Below are 22865 nucleotides of genomic sequence, written 5' to 3'. Positions count from 1 at the left end.
CAGCAAGCCAAATGAGACTTTCCACTTACGCGGGAATCGCCTTGCTCGCGGCGTCAGGCGCCGCTGCCGCGCAACAGCCGCTGGCCTTGCCCGGCCGCAGTCAGAGTTCGTGGCAGCAATCGGTCGATACCGCCGCCTGCTACGCCTACGCCAACCAGAACACCAAAGTGAACATGGCGCGCGAAGCGCAGACGCCGCCGCGCGATGCGCCTCGCGAACCGCGTCCGCTCTCGCCGCCGCGTGCGGTCGAGCCGCCGTTGCCGCCGGTTGCATCGGGTGCGCTGGCGGCTTCCGCAGCGTCGTCGGCGGTGGCGGCTTCGGGGGCGTCCGCCGTCACCGTGGCAGGCGCTTCAGGCGCGCACGCAGCTTCGGCGCCGCAGGGGGCATCGGCGGCGCTGCCGGCATCGGGCATCGCGGCCGCGTCCGGTGCATCCGACGCCATCCTCAGCGGCGACATGAAGATGCCGCCTCTTCCTCCGCCCGAGCCGCCGATGGTGCGTTACTGGCGCGCCTACAGCGACTGCATGCAGAACCGCGGCTATTTCGTGCGCTGAAGCCGGGATTCGCTCGCGTCCGTTGCATCGGACGCGCGCATGCGCTGCAATTACTGCAGCAGCCCGAACACCGCGACACCCGTCGTCGTGCCGACGAAGACCTTGCCGTTCGCGACCATCGGCGTGATGAACTTGTTGCCCGCGCCCCATTGATCGCGCGTGCCCGCCTGATTGCTGTTGTACAGTTCGCGCCCGAGATTGGCCGCGTCATAGGCATGCAGCGCACCCACCGCGCCGTTCTCGAGGGCCCACACGATGCCGTTCGCCGCGCCGTTCGCCGAGATCGCGGGCGTCGTGCCGGGGTAGGGAAAGGCCGTTGCGCTGCGCGAGGCGGCGGTGGTCGCGAGCATCGCGTTGCTGATGGGCAGCGCCTTCAGGCTGTCGTTGAGTCCGCCGTAGTAGACCACGCCGTTGTAGTACGCCGACGATCCCCATATGCCCCCCGCCAGCGTGCCGACGAGCGTCTGCCAGTTGCCGTTCGCATTGGGGTCGTACTTGCCCATCGCATCGCGGTCGACGACGTAGATCTTGTTGTCCTTGCCCGCGCCGACCGCGAGGTGCTTCACGGTGCCGTCGCTCATCGTCTGGTCGGGCAGCAGCAGCGGTCCGCCGGAACCGAAGTCCTCGTCGTTGCCTGCCTGCTGCACGTTGTTCATCGTCGCGAAGTAATCGACGATCTTCAGGTCCGGCGCCAGCGACATCTTCATGAACGTGTTGGCCAGATTGCCGTCGACGGGAAAGCCTTGCGCGTTGAGCGTCGGCGTGAACGAACCGTTGCCGGCGATGAGGTACACGTAGCTGCCGTCGGAAGCCATGCCCGAGCCCGCCATCCAGATGGAGCCCTGTGCGCCGTTTGCGGTGATGTTGATGACGCCGGTCTGCGCGAGCGTATCGGCGCTGTAGGCCATGACCCAGCCGGTGTACGGGCCGGACATGCAGTGCGCGGTCCAGCCCATGTAGACGTTGCCGTTGACGAGCGTGAGCGCGACCCGTTCGGTGTGCAGCGCGGGATCGAAGGTGATCACGCCGTTCACGCTGTTGCTGCCGGTGCCGGGATAGGTCGCCGCGATCTCGCGCGGGCCGCCGGACAGTTCGGCGCCGGTTGCGAGGTCGATCGCATGCAGGCGATGATGCGCGCGGCCATTGGCGTCGGAACTCATCGCGACGGCATAGAGCACGCCGTTCGTTCCGCGCGAGCGGTCGATCACCGGTGTCGACGTGATGCCGATCTCCGGCGACAGGTCCTGGCAGGCGGTCGTCGTCGGCGTTTCGCCTGCGCCCAGCAGGGAGACTTGCCAGAGCGGTGCGCCGGTGTCGGCGTCGAACGCGTACAGGCTGCCGTGCTCCGTTGCCACGTAGACCACGTTGCGCACTGCGCCGCCGATCGACAGGCCCGTCACGTGCAGCGGCTGCGCATCGACGCGGCCGTCGGTGGTGAGCATGCGCAGCTTGCCGAAGGTCGAAGCGTTGACGTTCGCGAGCGTGAGCTTCGTTTCCGCGAGCATCTGGCCGCTGCGGGAGAGGTCGTTGTGATGCATGAGGACATCGGTCGGGGATGAGCGGGCGGTGGTGGTGCCGCTGCCGGTGCCGGTTCCGGTGTTGCCGCCTGAAGCCATGCCGCTGCCGGCGCCGGTCCCGGTGCCTGATGAGGTGCCCGATGACGTGCCGCTCCCGGAGCTGCCAGCGCTGCCGCTTCCTGACGCAGACCCGCCGCTCGAAGGCGAGCCGCCGGACGCTGTCGATGAGTCGCCTGAACCGCCTCCGCCTCCACCGCATGCCGCGATGGTCACCGCGACGATCACTTGCAGCGACCGCCTGAGCCAGCGGGCGCGGCGCATGCGCGCCGGGGAAGAATCGTGACGGGGCGAACAGGACTCGTCATTCGGCTGCTGCGCGCGCATACGAACCTCACGTGGACGGTCCCGGGTGATCGTTCTGATCGTGAATCTCGCGCGCCGGGCCAGCGCGATGACGGTCTGCCGCTTGCCGTCGAGCGCCGCCTCGTGGGAAGGTCCGCGTGAGGTTTGCAAGCGCCGCTGAACTCATGGTATCGAACGTGCAGGCGCGTCGAAAGACACTTTCAACGCCCAAAGCGCCAGCGTCACGCGGCGTCGATTGCTCGGTTCATAGGGCGAAATGCAGGCGGCGAATCCAGACGGAGACAGGCCATGAATCCTCAACCGGTCCACGAAGGACAATGCGCATGCGGCGCGGTGCGGATCCGCGTCACCGGCCAGCCGAAGGAAGTGAACCTGTGCCATTGCATGACGTGCCGGCGCATTCACGGCGCGCCGTTCGGCGTCTACGCGATCTTCGCGCGCCACGCAGTGCAGGTGTCGGGCGACACGCGTGCGTGGTCGAGTTCCGCGACGGGCCGGCGGCATCATTGCCCGTCATGCGGGTCGCCGGTCTATCTCGCGTTCGAGGGCGTGGATGAGGTGGAAGTGCCGACCGGTCTCTTCGATGAAACCGGCCTGTTTCCGCCGCGCTACGAGATCTGGTGCAAAAGCGCCGAGCCGTGGCACGACGCGCATGGACGGCCGCGCTTTGAACGCGGCGCGCCGGCATGAAGCCTCAGCACTCGACGATCGCCTTCACCACGCCCGCCTGCGGATCGAGCAGCGAAGAGAAGCGCTCGGGCACGTCGTGGAGCGCGAGGCGGTGCGTGTTGAGCGCGTCGGTGGGCACGTCGCCGCGGCGCATCGCGGCGAGCACGGTTTCGAAGTCTTCCGGCGTCGCGTTGCGGCTCGACAGCAGCGTCGCCTCGCGCTTGTGAAACTCGGGATCGGCGAACGAGAGCCGGTCCGGCACGATCGACACCAGCACGTACTTGCCGCCATGCGCGATGAATTCGAAGCCGCGTTCCATCGCGCGCGGGTTGCCGGTGGCGTCGAACACGACATCGAAGAATTCGCCGTTCGTGAGCGTCGACAACTCGTCCTTGTCGTTCGCGCCGATCTGCACGGTGGCATCCACTTTCAGCTCGCGCTGACAGAACGCGAGGCGGTCCGCGCGCGTATCGAGCGCGGTGACATGGGCGCCGCGCAGCCGCGCGAAGGTGAGCGCGGCCATGCCGATCGGTCCCGTGCCCACCACCAGCACGCGCTGGCCCGGCTGGACATCGGCGCGGCGCACGGCATGCGCGCCGATCGCGAGGAATTCGACCATCGCGGCCTGATCGAGCGTGACGCCTTCGGCCTTGTGGACGAACTGCGCGGGCAGGTTCAGATATTCGGTGAAGGCGCCGTCGCGATGCACGCCGAGCACCTGGATGTTGACGCAGCAATTGGTCTTGCCCTGACGGCAGGCGATGCACGTGCCGCAGGAGAGATAGGGCATCACGTAGACGGTGTCGCCGGCGGCGAGGCCGCTCGCCGGATCCGCTTCCTCGATCACGCCGGACAGTTCGTGGCCCATTACGCGCGGATAGGAGAGATACGGCTGATTGCCGGTGAAGATATGCAGGTCGGTGCCGCACACGCCGACGCGCTTCACGCGCAGCAGGACTTCATTGGCGCCGCGTTGCGGCTTGTCGCGCTGTTCGGCCTTGAGGGTTCCGGGCGTTTCGCAGATGACGGTCAGCATGCCGATTGTCTCGATGTGTCGTTGGAGTGGGGTGCCGACAATCTAGCGAGGGCCGCTCATTTGGTCAAGCCAATTTACCAGTCGTAAAATTGGTAAGGCCAGCAGCGCGGCCGGTTTGCCCGTATATTTTGACTCTATCGATCGATACGGACGCGTCCCCCACGCGCGTCGAAGGACGACACGTGCAGCAGCTTCATGAATTCGTCGAACGCCATCCGCGGCTGTTCGTGCTGTCGGGCGCGGGCATCAGCACCGAGTCCGGCATTCCCTGTTACCGCGACCGCGAAGGCCAGCGCACCGGCCGCTCGCCCATCCTGCTCAAGGACTTTCTCGATTCCGACCATGCGCGCCGCCGCTACTGGGCGCGCAGTCTGATCGGCTGGCCGATGGTCGAGCAGGCCCGCCCCAATGCCGCGCATCACGCGGTGCGGGCGTTGGCCGCGCGTTCGCGCGTGCATCGGCTGGTGACGCAGAACGTCGATGGCCTGCATACGCGGGCCGGCAATCCGGACGTGATCGAACTGCACGGGAACATCGGGCGGGTGCGCTGCCTGGCCTGCGGCGAGCCGCACACGCGCTCCGCCGTGCAGCGCCGGCTCGAGACGCTGAACCCGGACTTCGTGGGCCACACGGCGCCCGCCGTGCCCGATGGCGATGCGCAGATCGAGGATCTCGACTTCGCCGCCTTCGAGGTGCCCGGCTGCACCCGCTGCGGCGGCTTGCTGAAGCCGGATGTGGTGTTCTTTGGCGAAAGCGTGCCGCGTCCGCTCGTCGAGGACGCGGCGCGCTCGCTCGAGGGCGCCGATGCAATGCTGGTCGTCGGCTCGTCGCTGATGGTCTATTCCGGCTACCGCTTCTGCGAATGGGCGGCGAAGAGCGGCAAGCCGATCGCGGCGATCAATCTCGGCAAGACGCGCGCCGACGCGCTGCTCGCGCTGAAAGTGGAAGCGCCGTGCTCGGAGGCGCTGGAAGCGCTGATCGAACGGCTGGACGCACGGCCCGTCGCGGACTGAACGCGCGGGCCTCAAGCCCCGCGCGCGAGCGTCCTGATGCCGTCGAGCAGGCGCTGTGCATCCTCCATGCGCGAAAGCACGGCCGGCGTCACCCGCACGACTTCGCCCGCTTCGGGCCCCGGACGCGTCACCGTGAACACGCCGAAGCGCTCGCTCAGCGCGGCCACGAGCGAATCGCAGCCCGTCTTGCCGGCGTGGCCGCGCAGCCGGAACGCGGTGATGCCCGCGGTCATCGCGGGATCGGGCGGGGTCAGGATCTGCACGCCGTCGATCTCGCGCGCCGGCTCGGCCCACGCATCGCGCAGCGCGCGCACGCGCGCTTCCTTCGCGTGCGCGCCGATGCGCTGGTGCAACTCCAGCGCCGCCGGCACCGTGAACCACGCGGCGAAGTTGGGCGAGCCGGTGTGGACGCGCGCGCGGATGTCGTCCGCGGGCCAGCTGCGATTGCCGAGATACGGATCGATCGAAGCGACATGCCCGCGCCGCACATAAATGGCCCCGCAGCCGAGCGGCGCGCCGATCCACTTGTGCAGGTTCAGCGCGGCGAAGGGCGCATCGAGCGCGGGCACGTCGAAGTCCAGCTGGCCCCACGAATGCGCGGCATCGACGATGACATCCGCGCCTGCCCGTTCAGCCATCGCCGACAGTTCCGCCACCGGCATGACCAATCCCGTTGCGAAGCACACATGCGACAGCAGCACGAGGCGCGTGCGCGGATGCGCGCGCAGCGCTTCCGCATACGCGTCCAGAACCGCTTCGCGGGTGGCGGGCTCGGGGATCACGAGACGCACCGGCGTCACGCCGCGCCGTTCGCGCAGCCATTCCATCGCGTCCTTGCCGCAGGGGTAATCGAGGTCGCTGTACAGCACCGTGTCGCCGGGCGCGAGGCGGTTATAGCCGCTGATGAGCGCCAGCAGCGCCTCGGTGGCGTTGCGCGTCAGCTCGATCTCCTCGGGCGCGCAGCCCATCGCGGCCGCGACCCGCGTGCGCAGGCCGTCGAGCAGCGGCGTGTAGTGCCGCCGGATCAGCAGCGTCGTCTCGCGGTTCACGCGATCGGTCCAGTACTCGAACATCTGCCTGACCGGCTCGGCCATGGCGCCCCAGAAGCCGTTCTCCAGGTTGATCAGCTCATCCGATTGCTGGTACAGGCCGCGCACCGCGTTCCACCAGGACTCGTCGGTGGCAATGCCGGAAACGGGCGTCGGCGGAAGCGCGGCAAGCGCCGCATCGAATTCGGACGTACGGAAGTCGAGTAAATCGGACATGGATTGTTATCAGGAGGGATCGACGGGACAGCACGGCCGCTCAGTATCGCCGATATACACCGGCCGCCACGGTTGGACAAATCTCAGACTTATTTACTTGTCTGATCTTAAGAGCGATGGCCACAGGCCGTAATCAGTACCTGGAGCGCCGCGCCCCGCATGAGGGCAAACGTTCAATCGAACCCTATGGCGCCGACAGTCCCACAACCGGACCCTGAGAGAACCCAAACCATGAACCTCAAGAACATCACGATCAAAACCAAACTGATCGCTGGATTCGGCATCCTGGCCGTGCTGGTCGTGCTGGTGGCCGGCATGTCGCTGCGGGCGTTGTCGGTGGCGACCGACGGCTTCTCGCACTACGTGAACGGCATCAACGCCCGCGCCGATGTCGCCGCACAGATTCGCACCGCCGTCGACCGCCGCGCCATCGCTGCCCGCAATCTGGTGCTGGTCACGAAGCCCGCCGACGTGGAGATCGAGAAGGAAGCCGTCACGCGCGCGCACGAAGACGTGCAGGCGCGGCTCAAGCAGTTGCGCGACATGATCGCGAGCGCCACCGACACGAGCGAGAAGGCCCGCAGCCTGGTCGCCGAGATGGCGCGTGTGGAGACGCTGTACGGGCCGGTTGCGACGGATATCGTCGGCCTGGCGCTGGCGGGCAAACACGAGGACGCGATCGTCAAGATGGACGACCAGTGCCGTCCGCTGCTCGCCCAGCTCGTCAAGGCCACCGACGACTACGCGAGCTACACCATCGCGCGCCGCGAAGAGATCGTGCGCGACTACGACGCCAGCTACGTGTTCCAGCGCAATGTGCTGATCGCGCTGTGCGTGGCGGCGTCGCTGTTCGCGGTGATCGCGGGCATCGCCATCATCCGTTCGATCACGCGGCCGATCGGCGCGGCGGTCGACATTGCGCAGACGGTGGCGCGCGGCGATCTGACGAGCCGCATCGTCGCCGACGCGAAGGACGAAACCGGCGACCTGCTGCGCGCGCTCGCCGAGATGAATGCGCGTCTGACCGAGACCGTCAGCCGGGTGCGCGAAAGCAGCGGCGCCGTGGGCGGCGCGGCGAAGGAACTCGCGACCGGCAATACCGACTTGAGCCAGCGCACCGAGGAACAGGCCGCGTCGCTGCAGGAAACCGCGGCCAGCATGGAACAGCTCACGTCGACGGTTCGCCAGAATGCCGACAACGCCCAGCAAGCCAGCTCGCTCGCGTCGAACGCATCGCAGATCGCCAGGAAGGGCAGCGACGTGGTGGGCCGCGTCGTCGCGACGATGAACGGCATCAGCGACAGCTCGGACAAGATCGCGGAGATCACCGGGATCATTGAAGGGATTGCGTTCCAGACCAATATTCTCGCGCTCAACGCGGCGGTCGAAGCGGCGCGCGCGGGCGAACAGGGCCGCGGCTTTGCAGTTGTGGCGAGCGAAGTGCGCAGCCTTGCGCAGCGCTCGTCGAGCGCTGCGAAGGAGATCAAGGACCTGATTGCCGCGTCCGTCGACAAGGTGCGCAACGGCTCCGAACTCGCGGGCGAAGCCGGCACGACGATGGCCGAAGTCACGCAGTCGGTCGCGCGGGTGACGGACATCATGCAGGAGATCGCGGCGGCGTCGGCGGAACAGGGGCGCGGTATCGAACAGGTCAATCAGGCCATCACCCAGATGGATGAAGTCACGCAGCAGAACGCCGCGCTGGTGGAGGAAGCCGCCGCCGCCGCGACTTCGCTCGAAGAGCAGGGCCGCCGGCTCAACGAAGCCGTGGCGTTCTTCGTGGTGGAAGGCGGCGCGCCGTCTCGCCTGACTCAGGCGGTGCAAGCGCCGGCCGTCAAGCCCGCCCGGCATGTCGCGCCGGCGGCGATCACGCGCCCGGCAACAGTCAGCGCCGACGGCTGGAGCACCTTCTGACGCACCTTCTGACGTCTCTCAGGCGTTGACATCGACGATCACGCGCCCGGCCACTTCACCGCGCAGCAACCGGGCGGCGTAGTCGGGCGTATCGGCGAGTGGGATCGTGGCCGCGACGCTTTCCATGGTCGCCACCGGCACGTCTTCCTCGATGGCCCGCCACGCGGCGACTCGCCGCTCGCGCGGCACATAGACACTGTCCACGCCCAGCAGCGCCACGCCGCGCAGGATGAACGGCGCGACCGTCGCCGGCAGATCCATGCCTTGCGCGAGGCCGCACGCCGCCACCGCGCCGCCGTAGCGCAGGCTCGCGCAGACATTGGCGAGCGTATGGCTGCCGACGCAATCCACCGCCGCCGCCCAGCGTTCCTTCTGCAAGGGCTTGCCCGGCGCGGACAGCGTGGCGCGTTCGACGATATCCGCCGCGCCCAGTTCGCGCAGCCGCGCGGCTTCTTCAGGCCGTCCCGTCGAGGCAATCACGCGATAGCCGCGCCGCGCCAAAATCGCGACCGCGAAGCTGCCGACGCCGCCGTTCGCACCCGTCACCAGCACCTCGCCGTCGGCGGCGCTCACGCCGTGCCGCTCCAGCGCCTGCACGCACAGCATGGCCGTGTAACCCGCGGTGCCGACGGCCATCGCCTGGCGCGTCGTGATGCCGGTGGGCAGCGCGATCAGATGCGCGCCCGGCACGCGGGCCTTTTGCGCGAGTCCGCCCCAGTGGGTTTCACCCGCGCCCCAGCCGTTCATGACAACCGGGTCGCCGGGCTGATAGTCCGGATGCGAACTCGTCTCCACGATGCCCGCGAAGTCGATGCCCGGCACCATCGGCCAGGCGCGCACGACCGGGCCGCGGCCGGTGATCGCGAGCGCATCCTTGTAATTGAGCGTGGAGTAGTCGATCCGCACCAGCACGTCGCCGTCGCTCGATGTGGCAAGCCGGGGTTCGTCGATGGATTCGATGGCGGCAAGCGTGCGGTCGTCCTGCTTCTGGAGCATGAGGGCGTTGAACATCGGCGGGGCTCCTGTGGCTGGAAAAAGGGCGGCGCGAGGCCGCCCCGTTCATGACGCAAAGGCTGGATCAGTGATGCTCGTATTCGGCGCGCGGCTGGGGCGTGGCCTTGACCTTGTTGTACTGGAACTCAGGCAGCGCCTTGATGGCGTCCTTGGTCGCGCCCGCGAGCACGAGCTTGCCGTCCTTGACGTCGAGTTGATCGACCGGAATGGCGACGTCGTGATGCGACACGCCGAGGAACTGGTTCGCCGCGATGATGACGAACGACACCGACTTGTCCGGCGCGACGATGATGTCGTGGATCACGCCGACGCGCTGTCCCTGGTCGTTGACGACGGGCTTGTTGAGGATGGACTTCTTGACGCTCCAGCCGTTGATGATGGCAGTCGAGACCTCGACCGATACGCCGAGCGGCTGGGCGCCGGCGACCTGGGCAAACGATGCCGTGGAAGTCAGGCCAAGTGCCGACGATGCAACGAGCAGTGCCACGAGTTTCGCTTTCATTCTTCTGTTCCTCAAAGGGTTGGGCCAACCGGTTCAATGGGAAATGCGCGATTCAAGCTTGCAGCGCGATGGAAGTTTGAACGTTTCTCGTGACTTCTGCAGAAACGGTGTCCGCCCGCGCCGCGCGCACTGCATTAGTGCGAGCGTGCGGTGGTCGGAAAGGGGATTCAGCGCGCGATGCGCTTGAGCGCTTCGCCCTTGTGAACGGCGCGCTTGCCGCTCTTGTCGCTTTCGACCTCGAAATGCGGATCGTCGGACGAGGCGTTGACGGTGTGGCCGTCGACATGGGTCCGCTCGGTGATGACGCGCACGACGTGTCCCGTCGTTTCGCCCTGCGGAGTGTTCCAGCTGACGTGGTCCTTGATCTTGAAGGCATGGCTCATGAGATGAGGCTCCGTTCGGATGAGAATGCCCGCTCTCGCGCAACGGCTGTGCCCGTCGCCGGGGAGGCTAGAGGCGCGCGAGCGTCGCTTCGTCGGCGCGGCCTTCGAAGTAGCGGCGCAGCGCTTCGTCGAAGACGGCGGGATCGTCGGCGGTGCGGGCGAACAGCGTCATCGACGAATGGAATTTCAGGTCGTCCGGATAGCCGAAGATGGCGTCCACGCCGCGTCCCTGCACGCCGTTCACGAGCCGCGTGAGCTCGACGAGACGCGCGCCCAGCACCGGATGCGCGAGATACGCCCGGGCTTCGTCACGCGACGCGATGGCGTAACGCTGCGCCATCGCGCTGTGGCCGAGCCCTTCGATCTGCGGAAAGACAAACCACATCCAGTGCGTGCGCTTGCGGCCAGCGGCAAGCTCGGCGCGGACGTCTTCGATGACGCCCGATTGAGCATCGACGAAGCGCTGCAGGTCATACGGATCGCTCATGATCGGCTCCTCATGCGACGGCCGCGGCAATGCGCTGTCTCATCGCCGTGTCCGGAAAGCCGCCGCTGCCCGCGCGCGCGTTGTCGATCATGTAGTCGCGCTTGCCCGTGCCGGGAATGACGCAGGTCACGGCGGGGTTGCCCAGCACAAATTTCAGCAGAAGCTGTGCCCACGAGCCGCAGCCGAGTTCGCGCGCAAAGTCCGGTAGCGGCCGGCCGCGCAGACTGGCGAGCAGCGAGCCGCCGCCGAACGGCTGGTTCACGATCACCGCGACCCCGCGTTCCGCCGCGAGCGGCAGCAGGCGCGCTTCGGCGTCGCGATCGTTGGCGGCGTAGTTGATCTGCACGAAATCCACGCGCTCCGAGCGCAGCACCGCTTCCACTTGCGGAAACGCGCTGGAGGTGTAATGCGTGACGCCCACGTAGCGCACCTTGCCGGCGGCCTTCCATTCGCGCAGCGTCGCGAGCTGGGTGCGCCAGTCGAGCAGATTGTGGATCTGCATCAGATCGATGCGATCCGTCTGCCAGTAGCGCAGCGACTGCTCCATCTGCGCGATGCCCGCCGCGCGGCCTTCGGTCCAGACCTTGGTCGCGATGAACGCGCGCTCGCGCGTGCGCGCGTCGGCCAGCAATGCGCCCGCGACTTCTTCGGAGGAGCCGTACATCGGCGAGGAATCGATCACCGAACCGCCTGCCGCGAACAGCGCGCGCAGCACGTCGGCGAGTTCGCGGCGGCGGGCGGCGTCCGTGCCCGCATCGAAGGTGCGCCAGGTGCCGCAGCCGACGATCGGCAGCGGCTCGCCCGTCGACGGAATCGGGCGCTTGAGCATGGGTGGCGTGTCGGCGGCTCGGGTGGCTCGTCCGGCCTGCGTCACGAGCGCGGCGGCGGCCGTCCAGTGAAGAAAGGCGCGGCGCGTGGTCATGACGGTTGCACGCGCGCCAGGATGTCGCAAGGGAAAGCAAGCGGGAAAGCGGCCATCTTTTTGGCTCCTGCGAAAGCGTGGACGACTGCTTTCGGAAGCGCGATCCCGCCAGAAAGTTCCGCGCCGCCTCAGTGTTTGCGCAACGCGGGCGCGCGGCGGAAGCCCCTGAACCGCTCGCGCCGATGCTCCTCGTCGAAGTGCGCGCGCGCCGGCTTCACGAGATCGCTGCGCGCGACGATGCCGACCAGCCGCAGCGAAGCCGCGTCCGCGACCACCGGCAGGCGCTCCAGTTCGTGTACGGCAAGACGCGTGGCCGCGAGACGGCACGGTTCGCCCGGCAGCGCGAAGACCGGCGTGGCATAGCCGGCGCCGCGCAGCGCATCGCCGACACTGACGCCCGCTTCCCGCACCGACGAAGCGCCGATCAGCGTGCCCAGCAACGCCCGGTCGAGCATGCCGGCGAGCGCGCCGTCGCGCAGCACCGGATACGCGCGGTGCATCTGCTGCGGGCCGAAGTGTCTGGCGAGGACGTCGGCGAGCGGCGTGCCGGCGTCGATGGTCTGGGCATCGCGCGTCATTACTTCCTCGACGTGATGCCGCTCCAGCGGGTCCACGCCGTATTCGCGATAGATGTGATAGCCGCGCCGGGCAATCTTCTCGGTCATGATCGAGCGCTTCATGACGACGGTGGCGAAACCGTGCGCGACGAGTGTCGCCGCGAGCAGCGGCAGCAGCGCGTTGGCATCGTGCGTGAGGCCGAAGGCGAACACGATGGCGGTCAGCGGCGCGCCCAGCGTCGCGCCGAGCGTCGCGGCCATGCACACCAGCGGCCAGAGCGCCGCGTCGTGTCCGGGCAGGATCGCGCCGAGCGCGGTGCCGAGGCCGGCGCCGAGCATCAGCAGCGGCGCGAGCACGCCGCCCGAGGTGCCCGACGCAAGCGCGATGACCCAGATGATCGCCTTCACCGCGAGGATCGACAGCGCCACCTGGATGGCGATGTGCTGATGCAGCAGGTCGCCGATCACGTCATAGCCGACGCCGAGCGCGCGCGGCTCGAGATAGCCGCCGATGCCGACGAACACCGCGCCCAGCGCGGGCCACCACATCCAGTGGATGGGCAGCTTGTGGAACAGGTCTTCGAGCTTGTACAGCGACGCCGACAAGCCCGAGGCCAGCGCGCCCGAGAGCAGACCCGCGACGAGGCAGGAAAGCAGCGACAGCATGTGCGGCGGCGCGGTCTCCAGCGGAAACAGCGCGCCGGTGCCGAACACCGCGGCGCGCGCGAACCCCGCGACCGCGCATGCGAGCGCCACCGGCAGGAAGCTGCGCGGGCGCCATTCGAACAGCAGCAGTTCGACGGCCAGCAGCACGGCCGCGACCGGCGTGCCGAACACGGCGGTCATGCCGGCGGCCGCGCCTGCCACGAGCAGCGTCTTGCGTTCGGCGGCGGTCACGTCGATGCACTGCGCGATCAGCGACCCGAGCGCGCCGCCGGTCATGATGATCGGGCCTTCGGCGCCGAACGGCCCGCCGCTGCCGATCACGATGCCCGACGAGAGCGGCTTGAGGATCGCGACTTTCGGCGACATGCGGCTCTTGCCGAACAGGATCGCCTCGATGGCTTCGGGAATGCCGTGGCCGCGAATCTTCTCCGAGCCGAAACGTGCCATCAGCCCGACGATCAGCCCGCCGATCACCGGAATCGCGATCACCCAGGGGCCGAGCGTATTGAGCGCCGGCGAGTGCTCCGCGACCGAGAACGTGCCGAAGAAAAACAGGTTGGTGAACAGATGAATCAGCCCGAGCAGCACGACGGCCGCGAGCGTGCTGATCGCGCCGATGACAGCGGCCAGTCCGCAGATCGTCAGCAGGCGGTCGTTGACGGAAAAGTCGCGTTTATGCTGGTCCATGAGATGAGCTCCCGATGTCCTGATGAATCAAAGATCGATTTGCGGCACGCGGAACGCGCCCTGCAGCGACTTGAGCTCCGCGCGGTGCAGCGCGGCGAGGCGCGTCAGCACCTCTTCACCGCGCGCTTCGAGATGCACCTGCACCTGGCGACGGTCCGTCGCGCTCGGCGCGCGCCGCACGAGCCCGGCTGCCTCGCAGCGCGTGACCAGCGCGACCACGCCGTGATGGTGCGACTGCAGCCGTTCGGCCAGTTCGCCGACCGTCGCCCAGGCGCGGCCCGGATAGCCCTTGATGTGCAGCAGCAGCAGGTACTGCAACGGCGTGATGCCTTCGTCCTGCGCGGCGTGTTCGGAGAAGCGTTCGAAGCGCCGCATCTGATAGCGGAATTCGGACAACTGTTCGAAGTCCGGTTTGGCGAGCGTGCGGGGTCGAGTCATGGAGACGGTCTGCGAAAACGGAATTGGGTCAGGCCTGCTTGCGCTCGGCTGCGAATGACTGCTGGTAGAGCCCGGCGATCAGGTCGGCTTCGGTGATCATGCCGGCGAGCCGGTCGTGCGCATCGACGACCGGAATATGGTGATGGCCGAAGTGGGCGAACATCGGCACCAGTTCGGCGATGGCGGTATTCGAGGTCACGGTGCGGACTTCGGTCGTCATCAGGGCGGCGACGCGCGGCGCGTCCGCCGTAGATCCGCGCATGGCCCGCGCGAGCGCGCTGCGCAGGCCCTGGAAGCTTGCACCGCGCCGCACGGTCGCAAGGTCCGCGCGGGTCACGATGCCGCACACGCGGCGCGCCGCATCGATCACCGGCAGCGCCTTCACGCGATGGCGTCCGAGCAGTGCGAGCGCCTCCTGTGCGCTCGTCTGCGGCGTCACCGAGACGACCGTGCGCGACATGATGTCCGCGCACCGGAACTCGGTGAAGCGGCGCGCATAGGCCTGCAGCTGGGTTTCGCGCAGCAGGGTTTCGAGATCGTCCGGATCGACGTCGAGCAGTTCGCTGCGGCGCGCCAGCGCGGCTTTCAGATCCGCGCGCGTGAACGATGCGGCGTCCTGCGGCGCGGCTGCGGGTTTGGGTATGGCATGGCCGTGCGGATAGCGATGCCCCGTCAGCGCATGGAACACGATGGCCGCGCCCAGCAGCGCCGCCGACTGGATGGCCACCGGCGCGAGCACGAAGCCGTAGCCGAGCGCGTGAACCGACGGCCCGCCGAGCACGGCCGTCAGCGCGACCGCGCCCGACGGCGGATGCACGCAGCGCAGCGCGAACATCGCACAGATGGCGAGCGCGACAGCGAGCGCGGCGGCTTCGACGGGATCGTGGATCAGCAGCGCACAGCTCACGCCGACGGTCGCCGACACCAGATTGCCGCCGATGATCGACCACGGCTGCGCCAGCGGGCTCGCCGGTACCGCGAACAGCAGCACGGCGGAGGCGCCCATCGGTGCGATCAGATACGGGATGGTGGCGGCATTGCCCGGCAGCAGACGGCCGATGCCGCCCGTCAGCGCGATGCCGAGCAGCGCGCCCAGACCGCCGCGCAGGCGCTCGCTCCAGCGCAGCGCGACGGGAGCGGGGAGGAAACCATGCAGCCAGCGGAGTAAGGCGAGTCGCGACACGTGTCGGGCATTCCGGGGAAGTCAGTCAGCGGGTTACACACTGTCTGACCGGCGGAAGGTGCGAGAGCAAGCGTGCGTCGAGTCCGAAAGTATATCTCAATGTGATATAAAACGGCCGATTTCATCGAATGGGGAATTCATCTGATGGAAGCGCTCGGAGGCGGCTTGGTCGTGTAGCTTTGGTGCTTTGCATCACGAGGCGATTTCAGACATGGCCCGCTCAGTTCTTCTTCTAATAGGCACCTGTGTGCTCGCCTTCATATGTGCCGCTTCGGCAAGCGCCGCGCAGACGGACTCTCCCTCGACTCTCGTTAGCGACGTCGATATGTCGAATATGACCCGAGCCGGTCGAAGCTGGACATCCTGGAGGCCTACACGCTCGATGCAAACGGCGTGCGCCACGATGTTGCCTCCAGCCAGATCGATGACCTTCAGAAGTCACGTCCTGAGGGCGCGCCGATGTTCTTCGACGAGAAGCTGCGTCTCGTAATTTTCCCGGCGGTGACGGTGGGCTGGACGGTGCATCTGCATTACCGAATGATTCAGTCCGAAGCAGTGGTGCCCGGCGAGTTCGATGACTTTACGGTTCCGGGGCAGCAACCGGTGCTCAAGCAACAGCTCAAATACGACCTGCCCGCCGACAAGCCTCTGTACGCGGATGCGCGTGGCTACGTCGGCGAGCTGCCGGTCACGGCGAATCGCCGTACGCGCTATGTATTCGACTATCGGCGCGAGAACCTCGTGCGTGCCGAACAGGGCTCGGTCGGACGTGCGCAGTACGACGACCGCCTGATGGTCTCGACCTTCCCGGACTATGCGAGCTTTGCGGCGAGCTATCGCGAAGCCGCTGTCGATGCGACCGCGAGCGATCCAGCCATCCAAGGCACTCGCGCGCCAGCTGACTCGCAACGATCCGGACGAATGCGCAAAGGCGAGGACGCTGTATGACTGGGTGCGTCACAACATCCGCTGTGTCTTCGTGTACATCGGGGAGAATCCGGCCAATCCGCATCACGTGACGCAAGTGCTCGCTAACCGTTACGGCGACTGCAAGGATCACGTTGCGCTTTACGGCGCGCTGCTTGCAGCAGTAGGGATTCACAGCGAGCCCGCGCTGATCGGGCTCGGCACGGTGTACACGCTGCCGTCCGTGCCGGGTTACGGATCGGGCGCAATCGATCATGTGATCACCTGGCTGCCGGATCTTCAGCTCTATGCCGACACCACGGCCGATGACGTCTCGTTCGGCTTCCTGCCCACAGTCGACATGGACCGGCCGGTGTTACTGGTCGATTCCGCGGTGTTGTCGCGCACGCCCGCGACGTTGGCGTCGGAGCGCAAGGCGCGTCTGAATACCGACGTCAAGCCGGACGGCGCGGCGGACTACACCTACTGGGTCGAACATGCGGGCGTGATGACGGACATCGAGCGAACCAGGCTGGGGCGCGTCGACGCAACGGGAAGCGAACAGATCGCGCAGAACCGGTTGCGTGAGTCGAATCTGCGCGGCACGGGCGTGCTGACATCGAGCGATCTCGCGGCCACCAGCGGCCCGTTCTCGACCACCCAGCGCGGCACGCTCGACGACGTCGTCCGGTCGAACGGCGCCACGGCGCTTCCCGCGCTGACGAGTCTCTCGGGCGGCATCGCGCCGCAGGTGCGCGACTGGCTCGTCGAGCGTGCGCGCACGCAGCCCTATATCTGCGTCGGCGGGCGTTTTCTCGGAACCGCGCAGATCGTGCTGCCGGAGAACATCCATATCACGAGCATGCCGGACAACCTCGATCAGTCGAGCGGCTTCTTCAAGTACCACGCGCATTATTCGCTCGATCCCGCGACCCACACGATCAGGATCACGTGGACGCTCGGCGCCGACTTCGGCAAGCAGGCCTGCTCGCCCGGCGACTTTCAGACGGCGCTGCCGGCGCTGCGCAAGACGGAGTGGGACACGCGGCAGCAGATCATCGTCAGGATGACAAGCTGAGCGCGCGCCTCATTCCATCTCGCGCACGACGCGAAAGCCGTTCTGCGACTGCCGCACGCTCGCGCTGTACTTGAAGCGCGTCGCGGACTGCATGTAGCTCGCGCCTTCCCGCCACGATCCGCCGCGGATCACGCGCACCGAACACGACGGTTCGTCCCAGGCGCGGCCATCGGCGGGCGCGTTCTTGTAGGAACTGTGCCAGCAATCGGCTACCCATTCCCAGACGCTGCCGTTCATGTCGTGCAGGCCGTAGGGATTCGCCGCGAACGATCCGACCGGCGTCGGCGCATCCGCACGATACGGCTCGCCGCAGTCCTTGCAGTCGGCGTTGCCTTTCTTCATCTGGTCGCCCCACCAGTAGACCGTCTGCGTGCCGCCGCGCGCGGCGTATTCCCATTCGGCTTCGGTCGGCAGGCGATACGGCTTGCCGCCCGTCTTGCTCAGCCATTTGACATACACCTGCGCATCGTCCCAGCTGACGTTGCGCATCGGCGCATTGGCGGCGGGCGCGCCGCCTGTTTCGCCATCCGGTGCGATGCGCGTGCAGGCCCCGGCGTCGGCGCAGGCGTTCCATTGCTCGACCGTCACTTCGTTCTTGCCGATGGCGTACGCGTGCCCGATCGATACCTTGTGCGGCGGCTTCTCGGCGGGATCGTCGTTGTTGCTGCCCATCGTGAAGCTGCCGGGCGTGATCGCGATCAGGGCCGGGCAGGCCGGACAGTCCTTGATCTCGCCGCCCGCAGTCTTCGCGGCGGGTTTGGCTGACGCGGTGGCAGCGGCGGCTGTCGCGGCGGGCGTAGCGGGCGTAGGGGGCGTGGGGGCAGGGGCAGGCGAACGCGGCTTCTCGGGAGCCGCGGCGACGGCAGGCGCCGGCTTGGGCGCAGGCGCGGCGGGCGTGGCGGTGGCGGCGGACGGAGCCGTGGGCTGCGCAGCAGGCGCCGATACGCTCGGCTTCGCGTTGCCGGCCGCGTGCAACCGTTCGATGCGCGCTTTCGCGAGCGCCGCGAAGCGGCCGTTTGGATAGGCCTTCAAATACGCCTCATAGTCGCTCGGGAAGGTGCTGTCCTTGATCGAGTCCCAGAACGCCAGTTCGTATTGCTCGTTGCTGTCCTTGGGAAGAATGCCGCGTGTGCGAATGGGTTCGTCGATGGCGGATTCGGCTGCATGCGTGGCGGTTGAGGCAGTCACACGCATGTCGTCCGGTGTTCCTTCAATCACAAAGCCCTCTTCCAGAGACGACGCAATCCATGGCCGCTGCGACTCATGGGATTGCTGCGCGATCCGCACGGCCGCCGCGCTGAACGTCGCGGCGGACAATACATCGCGCTCGCCCAATGCATGCAGCAACGCCGTCGTGTAGCGGCCATTGCGCGGACCCTCGCCAGCCTCTTCGCCGGGCGCGGCCCCATAAGTGACGAGCGTGTGCGCAGGCAGGCGCCAGACTGCGGGCGCTGTCTTTTCGAACGGCTCTGAAAGACACATGTCCAGCACGACGAGATTCGCGCCGCCGGGTCGCGCGCGCGCCATGCGCTCGACGATCTCCCGCGCCGCCATGCCCTTTTCGACGAGCTGCGCGGGCGCGGCCGCACGCGCGTCGAGCGGCAGGAGCAGCGCATCGCCGCCCACTTGAACGCCGTGTCCCGCGAAGTAAACAAGCGCCGTATCGCGCGGACCGAGCCGGCTGGCGAAATCATCAACGGCGTGCCGCAGCGCGCCGGCATCGAGATCGATGCCGCGCGTGACCGCGAAGCCGAGCGAGGCGAGTGCCGTGCCGATATCGTCCGCATCGCGCGCGGCGCCTGGCAGCGGATGCCCTTCATAGTCCGCATTGCCGATGACCAGCGCGGCGCGATGCGGTGCGAGCGGTGCTGCGGATGCGCTCGACGCCGCCGCGTGGTCGGGCGCGAGCGCGGCGCCGATCGTTACGAACATGCTTGCGATGAGAAGAGTTCGCCACATATTCACACCCTGTGCGTCCGGCTTCGAGTTGTAGGGCGCAGCGCCGCTTGCGCGCTTCTGCGCAAAGACTGCACGGGCGAGGTCCGCGCCCGGGGCCGGTCACGTGAAGCGAAGCGCGTTTCCGTGCCAGTGCAGCAACAACAACGATAGCACTTAGTCATACGATGCTTCATCCCCCTGAAGAAGGGCTCCGCAATCAGGCATTCGGGGCCCTGCGTGCATACGTATCTTTTTTAAACGTTACGGCCTAATCTAAAAAAACCGCAGACGATGTCGAGCGCTTCAAGCATGGCCGTACATGTGCGTACGCTCGTGCAGGAAGCGATTCCCTGGCTGATCGCCATGCCCTTTCAACCCGAGAGGCGTGCATAACATGCTGAGAAGAACCGTGCTGGGCGCGCTGGCTTCCCTTGCCGCACTCGTCGCCGATTCGTCGTTTCCCGCCGCGCGTGCCCGCACGCCCGCGCCCCCCAACGCCGAGGCCTACATCATCTGGCCGCCCGACGGCGCGGTGATCAGCGGCGGCAAGCTGTGGGTGCGGATGGGCTTGCGCAACATGGGCGTGTGTCCGAAGGGCATCGACATGCCGAACGTCGGCCATCATCACTTGCTGGTCGATACCGACCTGCCGCCGCTCGATCAGGAGATTCCATCGGACCGCAATCATCTGCACTACGGTGCGGGCGAAACCGACGCGCGTCTCGAACTTCCGCCCGGCAAGCACACGCTGCAACTTCTGATGGGCGACTACAACCACGTTCCGCACGACCCGCCCGTGTACTCGAAGAAGATCACCATCACCGTGAAGGCGTGACACTTGCCGAGGGCATACGACATGAAGAAACGATCCGCTCGCGCGCCCGCTCTCCTGCTGGCGGCCACGCTTGTCACCGCGACTGCGCTTATCGCATCCACGGACACGCAGGCCGGCCCGACGCCCGCGCCGGCCAATGCATACGCGTACATCGGCTATCCGAACGACGGCCAGACCCTGCCGGCGGGCAAGCCGTTCAAGGTCTGGTTCGGTCTGCGCTTCATGGGCGTGGCGCCGCGCGGCGTCAAGTTTCCGAACACGGGACATCATCATTTGTTGATCGACGTGGACTTGCCGCCGATGGATCAGGAGATTCCATCGGACCGCAATCACTTGCACTACGGCGCTGGCGAAACCGAAACCCTGATCGAGCTTCCGCCGGGCAAGCATACGCTTCAGCTCCTGATGGGCGACGACAAGCACATACCGCATAACCCGCCGGTTTATTCCAGAAAGATCACGATCTACGTCAGGTGAATCGGGCGCCGCCGCGCGCGGCGCCTTTCCCGTCCTCAGCCGATGAAACGGCGCACGTTCCGGTGCGGCGGGAGAAATGTGTCTGTGGATCGTGAGGGTTGTTGCTGAAGGACCAACAGACGGAGTCCGAAGTGTTGGCCTCCGGCGAGCACAAGATGATGAAGCGCAGCACCGGCCGTATCGATGCAAACCAGGCCAGACAAGGCGCAGCGCAAATAAAACGATGCAGCGAAGCAACTGGCATGACCCATGCGTTTAAGCGGTACGAGCCGACACCCGCTCGAACCTGCCACCCATCCAAGGGGAACCGACATGACGAAGCTCACCATCAAGGATCTTCCCGTCAGCGAAGAACTGGATCGCCGTGCGATGAATGCCGTACGCGGCGGCAACGCTTCGCTTGCTTCAAGCTTTTTCCCGGGCCTGGATCTTTCGGCGTTCGCGATGTCGCTGACGCCGCAGCAATTCATCAACCAGACGCAGACGACGCTGAACGAAAACGGCAGCAACATCGCCTTCGCCGAAGGCCTTGCCGCACGATCGAACGTCGCGCCCAAACAGGATGCGAAGAACATCACCAACTTCAATTTCGGCGTGCCGGGCGATGTCGCCTGAGTATTTCCGGGAATGAAACAGCCGTCGCAGCAGTAACGCATCAATGCATCAATGCAGGAAAGGCGGGGCGCGGGGAGCTCTGCCGTAACACTGCCCGCAAGCGGGCTTCATGGCCGCGCGCCGTGTCGCAGAACACGCGCGCGCCATGTGACATAACCCGTATGGAGTCGCGGTGCGCCGTGTGATTTACTTGATTGACTGAATGACGTCACTTGCGGCCGGCGCCGCGCTTCTCACCTGTTCATCCGACCGTCGGTGCGCGTTCACCGGGAGTGAGATCGTGCAAGCCTTGTTGCCATCGTTGCGCGTGCGATCGGTTCGTCGCTGGTCGACGGCCGCCGGGCTCAGCGTCGCCGCGCTGCTGTCCGGTTGCATCGACGTGAAAGTGCCCACCTACCAGCGCCCCGACACGCCCGAGAAGACCGCATTCACCAAAATCGACGCACCGGCCGTCGCTGCATCCGACACCATCCAGCCCGACTGGTGGAAGCAGTTCAAGGATCCGTATCTCGATTCGCTCGTGGAGCAGGCCATCAAGGGCAACGTCGACATCAAGGTGCTCGCCGCGCGCATCCAGGTAGCGGGCGCGCAGATCGGCGAAGCGCGCGCCGGCGCCTTGCCGTCGATGGACCTCGGCGCGGGCGCGGCCTTCGAAAAGACCACCGGCCAGAAGTTCTCGAAGACCTATAACGTCGCCACGCAGGTGAACTGGGACATCGACATCTGGGGCGCGGTGGAGAAGGGCGTGCAGGCGCAGAAGGCGGAATTCCGTGCCACCGAGGCCGACTGGCGCGCCGGTTATCTCGAACTCGTCTCGTCCGTTTCGACGACCTACTTCCAGATCCTCCAGTTCGACGACCAGATCGACCAGCAGAAGAAAACCATCGCGACCAATCAGCAGATCCTGACGATCTTCGAAGGCATGGAGAAAAACGGCCTCGTGCCGCATACGCAGGTCCTGACGCAGCGCGCCGAACTCAACCGGCTGACGCGCGATCTGCTCGAAATCAAGCGCTCGCGCGATCTCGGCGACAACGCGCTCGCGACATTGATCGGCGTGCCGGCCGGCAATTTCAAGGTGCCCGAAGGCCAACTCCAGAAGCGCGTGCAGGCGCCGCCAGTGCCCTCGGGTTTGCCCTCGCAACTGCTGTCGCGCCGTCCTGATCTGATCGCGGCCGAATACCGCGTGCTGGAAGCGTACGACCTCGTCGGCCAGGCGAAGCTGGCGCAACTGCCGACCATCAGCCTGACGGGACGCGGCGGCACGGCGAGCTTCGCGCTCACGGACCTGCTCAAGACCTTCACGTTCAGCTTTTTGCCGAGCATCAACATCCCGCTGCTCGACCCTAGCGTGCGTGCCCGCGTGAAGACCACCGAAGCACAGACCACGGTGTTCGAACAGCAGTATCGAAGCACGGTGATGGGCGCGTTCGAGGAAGTGGAGAACGCGCTGGTCAATCTCGATTCGCACATGAAACAGCGTGGCGAGCTTCAGCAGGAAGTGGATCAGTTGTCGGTCGTGGCCGCGCAGATCGACGCGCAGTTGAAGGAAGGCGTGATCTCGCAGTTGCAGGTATTCGAGACCGAACGTACGTTGCTGGCCGCGCAACTGGCCTTGCTGGCGAATCATCAGCAGATCCTGTCCGATACGGTAACGCTCTACAAGGCGCTGGGCGGCGGCTGGCCGACGGTCGACGTGCAGAGCGCCAGCAAGGACGCGATGAAGTAAGCATCGCTTCGGCCCATGCGTCGTGGCGATGTTTCATATGAAGTAATCCATGCAGGATTGCTCACGACCGCTCATGATCGATTACACCGGTACCGCACGATTGACTACGACGATGCG

At 66.6% G+C, this 22865-nt stretch carries 22 protein-coding genes; 10 read left to right on the top strand and 12 right to left on the bottom strand.

Annotated elements, in window-relative coordinates; all coding sequences use genetic code 11:
- The first annotated feature begins 11 nt into the window (after window positions 1–11).
- Complete coding sequence (locus tag QCE62_RS30825) at window positions 12–554, top strand: hypothetical protein (protein ID WP_309926415.1); 543 nt, start codon at window positions 12–14, stop codon at window positions 552–554.
- A 50-nt stretch (window positions 555–604) separates the two neighbouring features.
- On the opposite strand, the gene QCE62_RS30820 is transcribed toward QCE62_RS30825, so the two are convergent.
- Window positions 605–2392, bottom strand: a complete 1788-nt coding sequence (locus QCE62_RS30820) for a PQQ-binding-like beta-propeller repeat protein (RefSeq protein WP_309926413.1) — start codon at window positions 2390–2392, stop codon at window positions 605–607.
- Between the two features lie 330 nt (window positions 2393–2722).
- On the opposite strand from QCE62_RS30820, the gene QCE62_RS30815 reads away from it, so the two are divergent.
- Entirely contained in the window at window positions 2723–3124 is a 402-nt protein-coding gene (locus tag QCE62_RS30815) for a GFA family protein (protein WP_309926411.1), read from the top strand.
- A 4-nt stretch (window positions 3125–3128) separates the two neighbouring features.
- Here QCE62_RS30815 and QCE62_RS30810 read toward each other — a convergent pair whose 3' ends face one another.
- The gene (locus QCE62_RS30810) at window positions 3129–4139 is read right to left on the bottom strand and encodes a zinc-binding alcohol dehydrogenase family protein (protein ID WP_309926409.1); all 1011 of its coding nucleotides are present in this window, start codon (window positions 4137–4139) and stop codon (window positions 3129–3131) included.
- Window positions 4140–4264: 125 nt separating this feature from the next.
- Between QCE62_RS30810 and QCE62_RS30805 the strand changes: the two genes are divergently transcribed.
- A complete protein-coding gene (locus QCE62_RS30805; RefSeq protein WP_409017958.1) occupies window positions 4265–5152 on the top strand; it encodes an NAD-dependent protein deacetylase in 888 nt (295 codons plus the stop codon).
- Between the two features lie 11 nt (window positions 5153–5163).
- Here the strand turns inward: QCE62_RS30805 and QCE62_RS30800 are convergent, their stop codons facing one another.
- The gene (locus QCE62_RS30800) at window positions 5164–6417 is read right to left on the bottom strand and encodes an aminotransferase class V-fold PLP-dependent enzyme (RefSeq protein WP_309926407.1); all 1254 of its coding nucleotides are present in this window, start codon (window positions 6415–6417) and stop codon (window positions 5164–5166) included.
- 231 nt (window positions 6418–6648) lie between these two features.
- On the opposite strand from QCE62_RS30800, the gene QCE62_RS30795 reads away from it, so the two are divergent.
- Entirely contained in the window at window positions 6649–8331 is a 1683-nt protein-coding gene (locus QCE62_RS30795) for a methyl-accepting chemotaxis protein (RefSeq protein WP_309926405.1), read from the top strand.
- A gap of 18 nt (window positions 8332–8349) precedes the next feature.
- Here the strand turns inward: QCE62_RS30795 and QCE62_RS30790 are convergent, their stop codons facing one another.
- From QCE62_RS30790 to QCE62_RS30755, 8 genes are all read right to left on the bottom strand, one after another.
- Window positions 8350–9342: an MDR family oxidoreductase gene (locus tag QCE62_RS30790; protein WP_309926403.1), complete on the bottom strand. Its 993-nt coding sequence runs from the start codon at window positions 9340–9342 to the stop codon at window positions 8350–8352.
- Between the two features lie 67 nt (window positions 9343–9409).
- Entirely contained in the window at window positions 9410–9847 is a 438-nt protein-coding gene (locus QCE62_RS30785) for a PRC-barrel domain-containing protein (protein ID WP_309820298.1), read from the bottom strand.
- A 167-nt stretch (window positions 9848–10014) separates the two neighbouring features.
- Window positions 10015–10230, bottom strand: coding sequence for a DUF2945 domain-containing protein (locus tag QCE62_RS30780; RefSeq protein ID WP_309926402.1), 216 nt, complete (start codon window positions 10228–10230; stop codon window positions 10015–10017).
- A 67-nt stretch (window positions 10231–10297) separates the two neighbouring features.
- The gene (locus QCE62_RS30775) at window positions 10298–10717 is read right to left on the bottom strand and encodes a DUF1810 domain-containing protein (RefSeq protein ID WP_309926401.1); all 420 of its coding nucleotides are present in this window, start codon (window positions 10715–10717) and stop codon (window positions 10298–10300) included.
- A 10-nt stretch (window positions 10718–10727) separates the two neighbouring features.
- On the bottom strand, window positions 10728–11639 hold the full coding sequence (locus QCE62_RS30770) for an aldo/keto reductase (protein WP_309926399.1): 912 nt from the start codon (window positions 11637–11639) through the stop codon (window positions 10728–10730).
- 128 nt (window positions 11640–11767) lie between these two features.
- Window positions 11768–13549 carry a chloride channel protein gene (locus QCE62_RS30765; protein ID WP_309926397.1) on the bottom strand — a complete coding sequence of 594 codons (1782 nt, stop codon included), beginning with the start codon at window positions 13547–13549 and terminating at the stop codon, window positions 11768–11770.
- 27 nt (window positions 13550–13576) lie between these two features.
- Entirely contained in the window at window positions 13577–13987 is a 411-nt protein-coding gene (locus QCE62_RS30760) for a MarR family transcriptional regulator (protein WP_309926395.1), read from the bottom strand.
- 28 nt (window positions 13988–14015) lie between these two features.
- Window positions 14016–15170, bottom strand: a complete 1155-nt coding sequence (locus QCE62_RS30755; RefSeq protein ID WP_309926394.1) for an HPP family protein — start codon at window positions 15168–15170, stop codon at window positions 14016–14018.
- Window positions 15171–15524: 354 nt separating this feature from the next.
- Between QCE62_RS30755 and QCE62_RS30750 the strand changes: the two genes are divergently transcribed.
- On the top strand, window positions 15525–16118 hold the full coding sequence (locus QCE62_RS30750; RefSeq protein ID WP_309927516.1) for a DUF3857 domain-containing protein: 594 nt from the start codon (window positions 15525–15527) through the stop codon (window positions 16116–16118).
- Window positions 16024–17154, top strand: a complete 1131-nt coding sequence (locus tag QCE62_RS30745; protein WP_309926392.1) for a transglutaminase-like domain-containing protein — start codon at window positions 16024–16026, stop codon at window positions 17152–17154. The genes QCE62_RS30750 and QCE62_RS30745 overlap by 95 nt, the downstream gene beginning before the upstream one ends.
- A 9-nt stretch (window positions 17155–17163) precedes the next feature.
- On the opposite strand, the gene QCE62_RS30740 is transcribed toward QCE62_RS30745, so the two are convergent.
- The gene (locus tag QCE62_RS30740; protein ID WP_309926390.1) at window positions 17164–19113 is read right to left on the bottom strand and encodes an SUMF1/EgtB/PvdO family nonheme iron enzyme; all 1950 of its coding nucleotides are present in this window, start codon (window positions 19111–19113) and stop codon (window positions 17164–17166) included.
- Window positions 19114–19486: 373 nt separating this feature from the next.
- On the opposite strand from QCE62_RS30740, the gene QCE62_RS30735 reads away from it, so the two are divergent.
- From QCE62_RS30735 to QCE62_RS30720, 4 genes are all read left to right on the top strand, one after another.
- On the top strand, window positions 19487–19927 hold the full coding sequence (locus QCE62_RS30735) for a DUF4399 domain-containing protein (RefSeq protein WP_309820281.1): 441 nt from the start codon (window positions 19487–19489) through the stop codon (window positions 19925–19927).
- 21 nt (window positions 19928–19948) lie between these two features.
- Window positions 19949–20404 carry a DUF4399 domain-containing protein gene (locus QCE62_RS30730; RefSeq protein WP_309926388.1) on the top strand — a complete coding sequence of 152 codons (456 nt, stop codon included), beginning with the start codon at window positions 19949–19951 and terminating at the stop codon, window positions 20402–20404.
- Window positions 20405–20716: 312 nt separating this feature from the next.
- Entirely contained in the window at window positions 20717–21019 is a 303-nt protein-coding gene (locus tag QCE62_RS30725) for a hypothetical protein (RefSeq protein ID WP_309820278.1), read from the top strand.
- Between the two features lie 280 nt (window positions 21020–21299).
- The gene (locus QCE62_RS30720; protein WP_309926386.1) at window positions 21300–22748 is read left to right on the top strand and encodes an efflux transporter outer membrane subunit; all 1449 of its coding nucleotides are present in this window, start codon (window positions 21300–21302) and stop codon (window positions 22746–22748) included.
- Window positions 22749–22865 lie beyond the last annotated feature (117 nt).

This window comes from Caballeronia sp. LZ033 (assembly GCF_031451265.1).
GTDB lineage: Bacteria > Pseudomonadota > Gammaproteobacteria > Burkholderiales > Burkholderiaceae > Caballeronia.
This window is presented reverse-complemented; position numbering and strand designations above follow the sequence as displayed.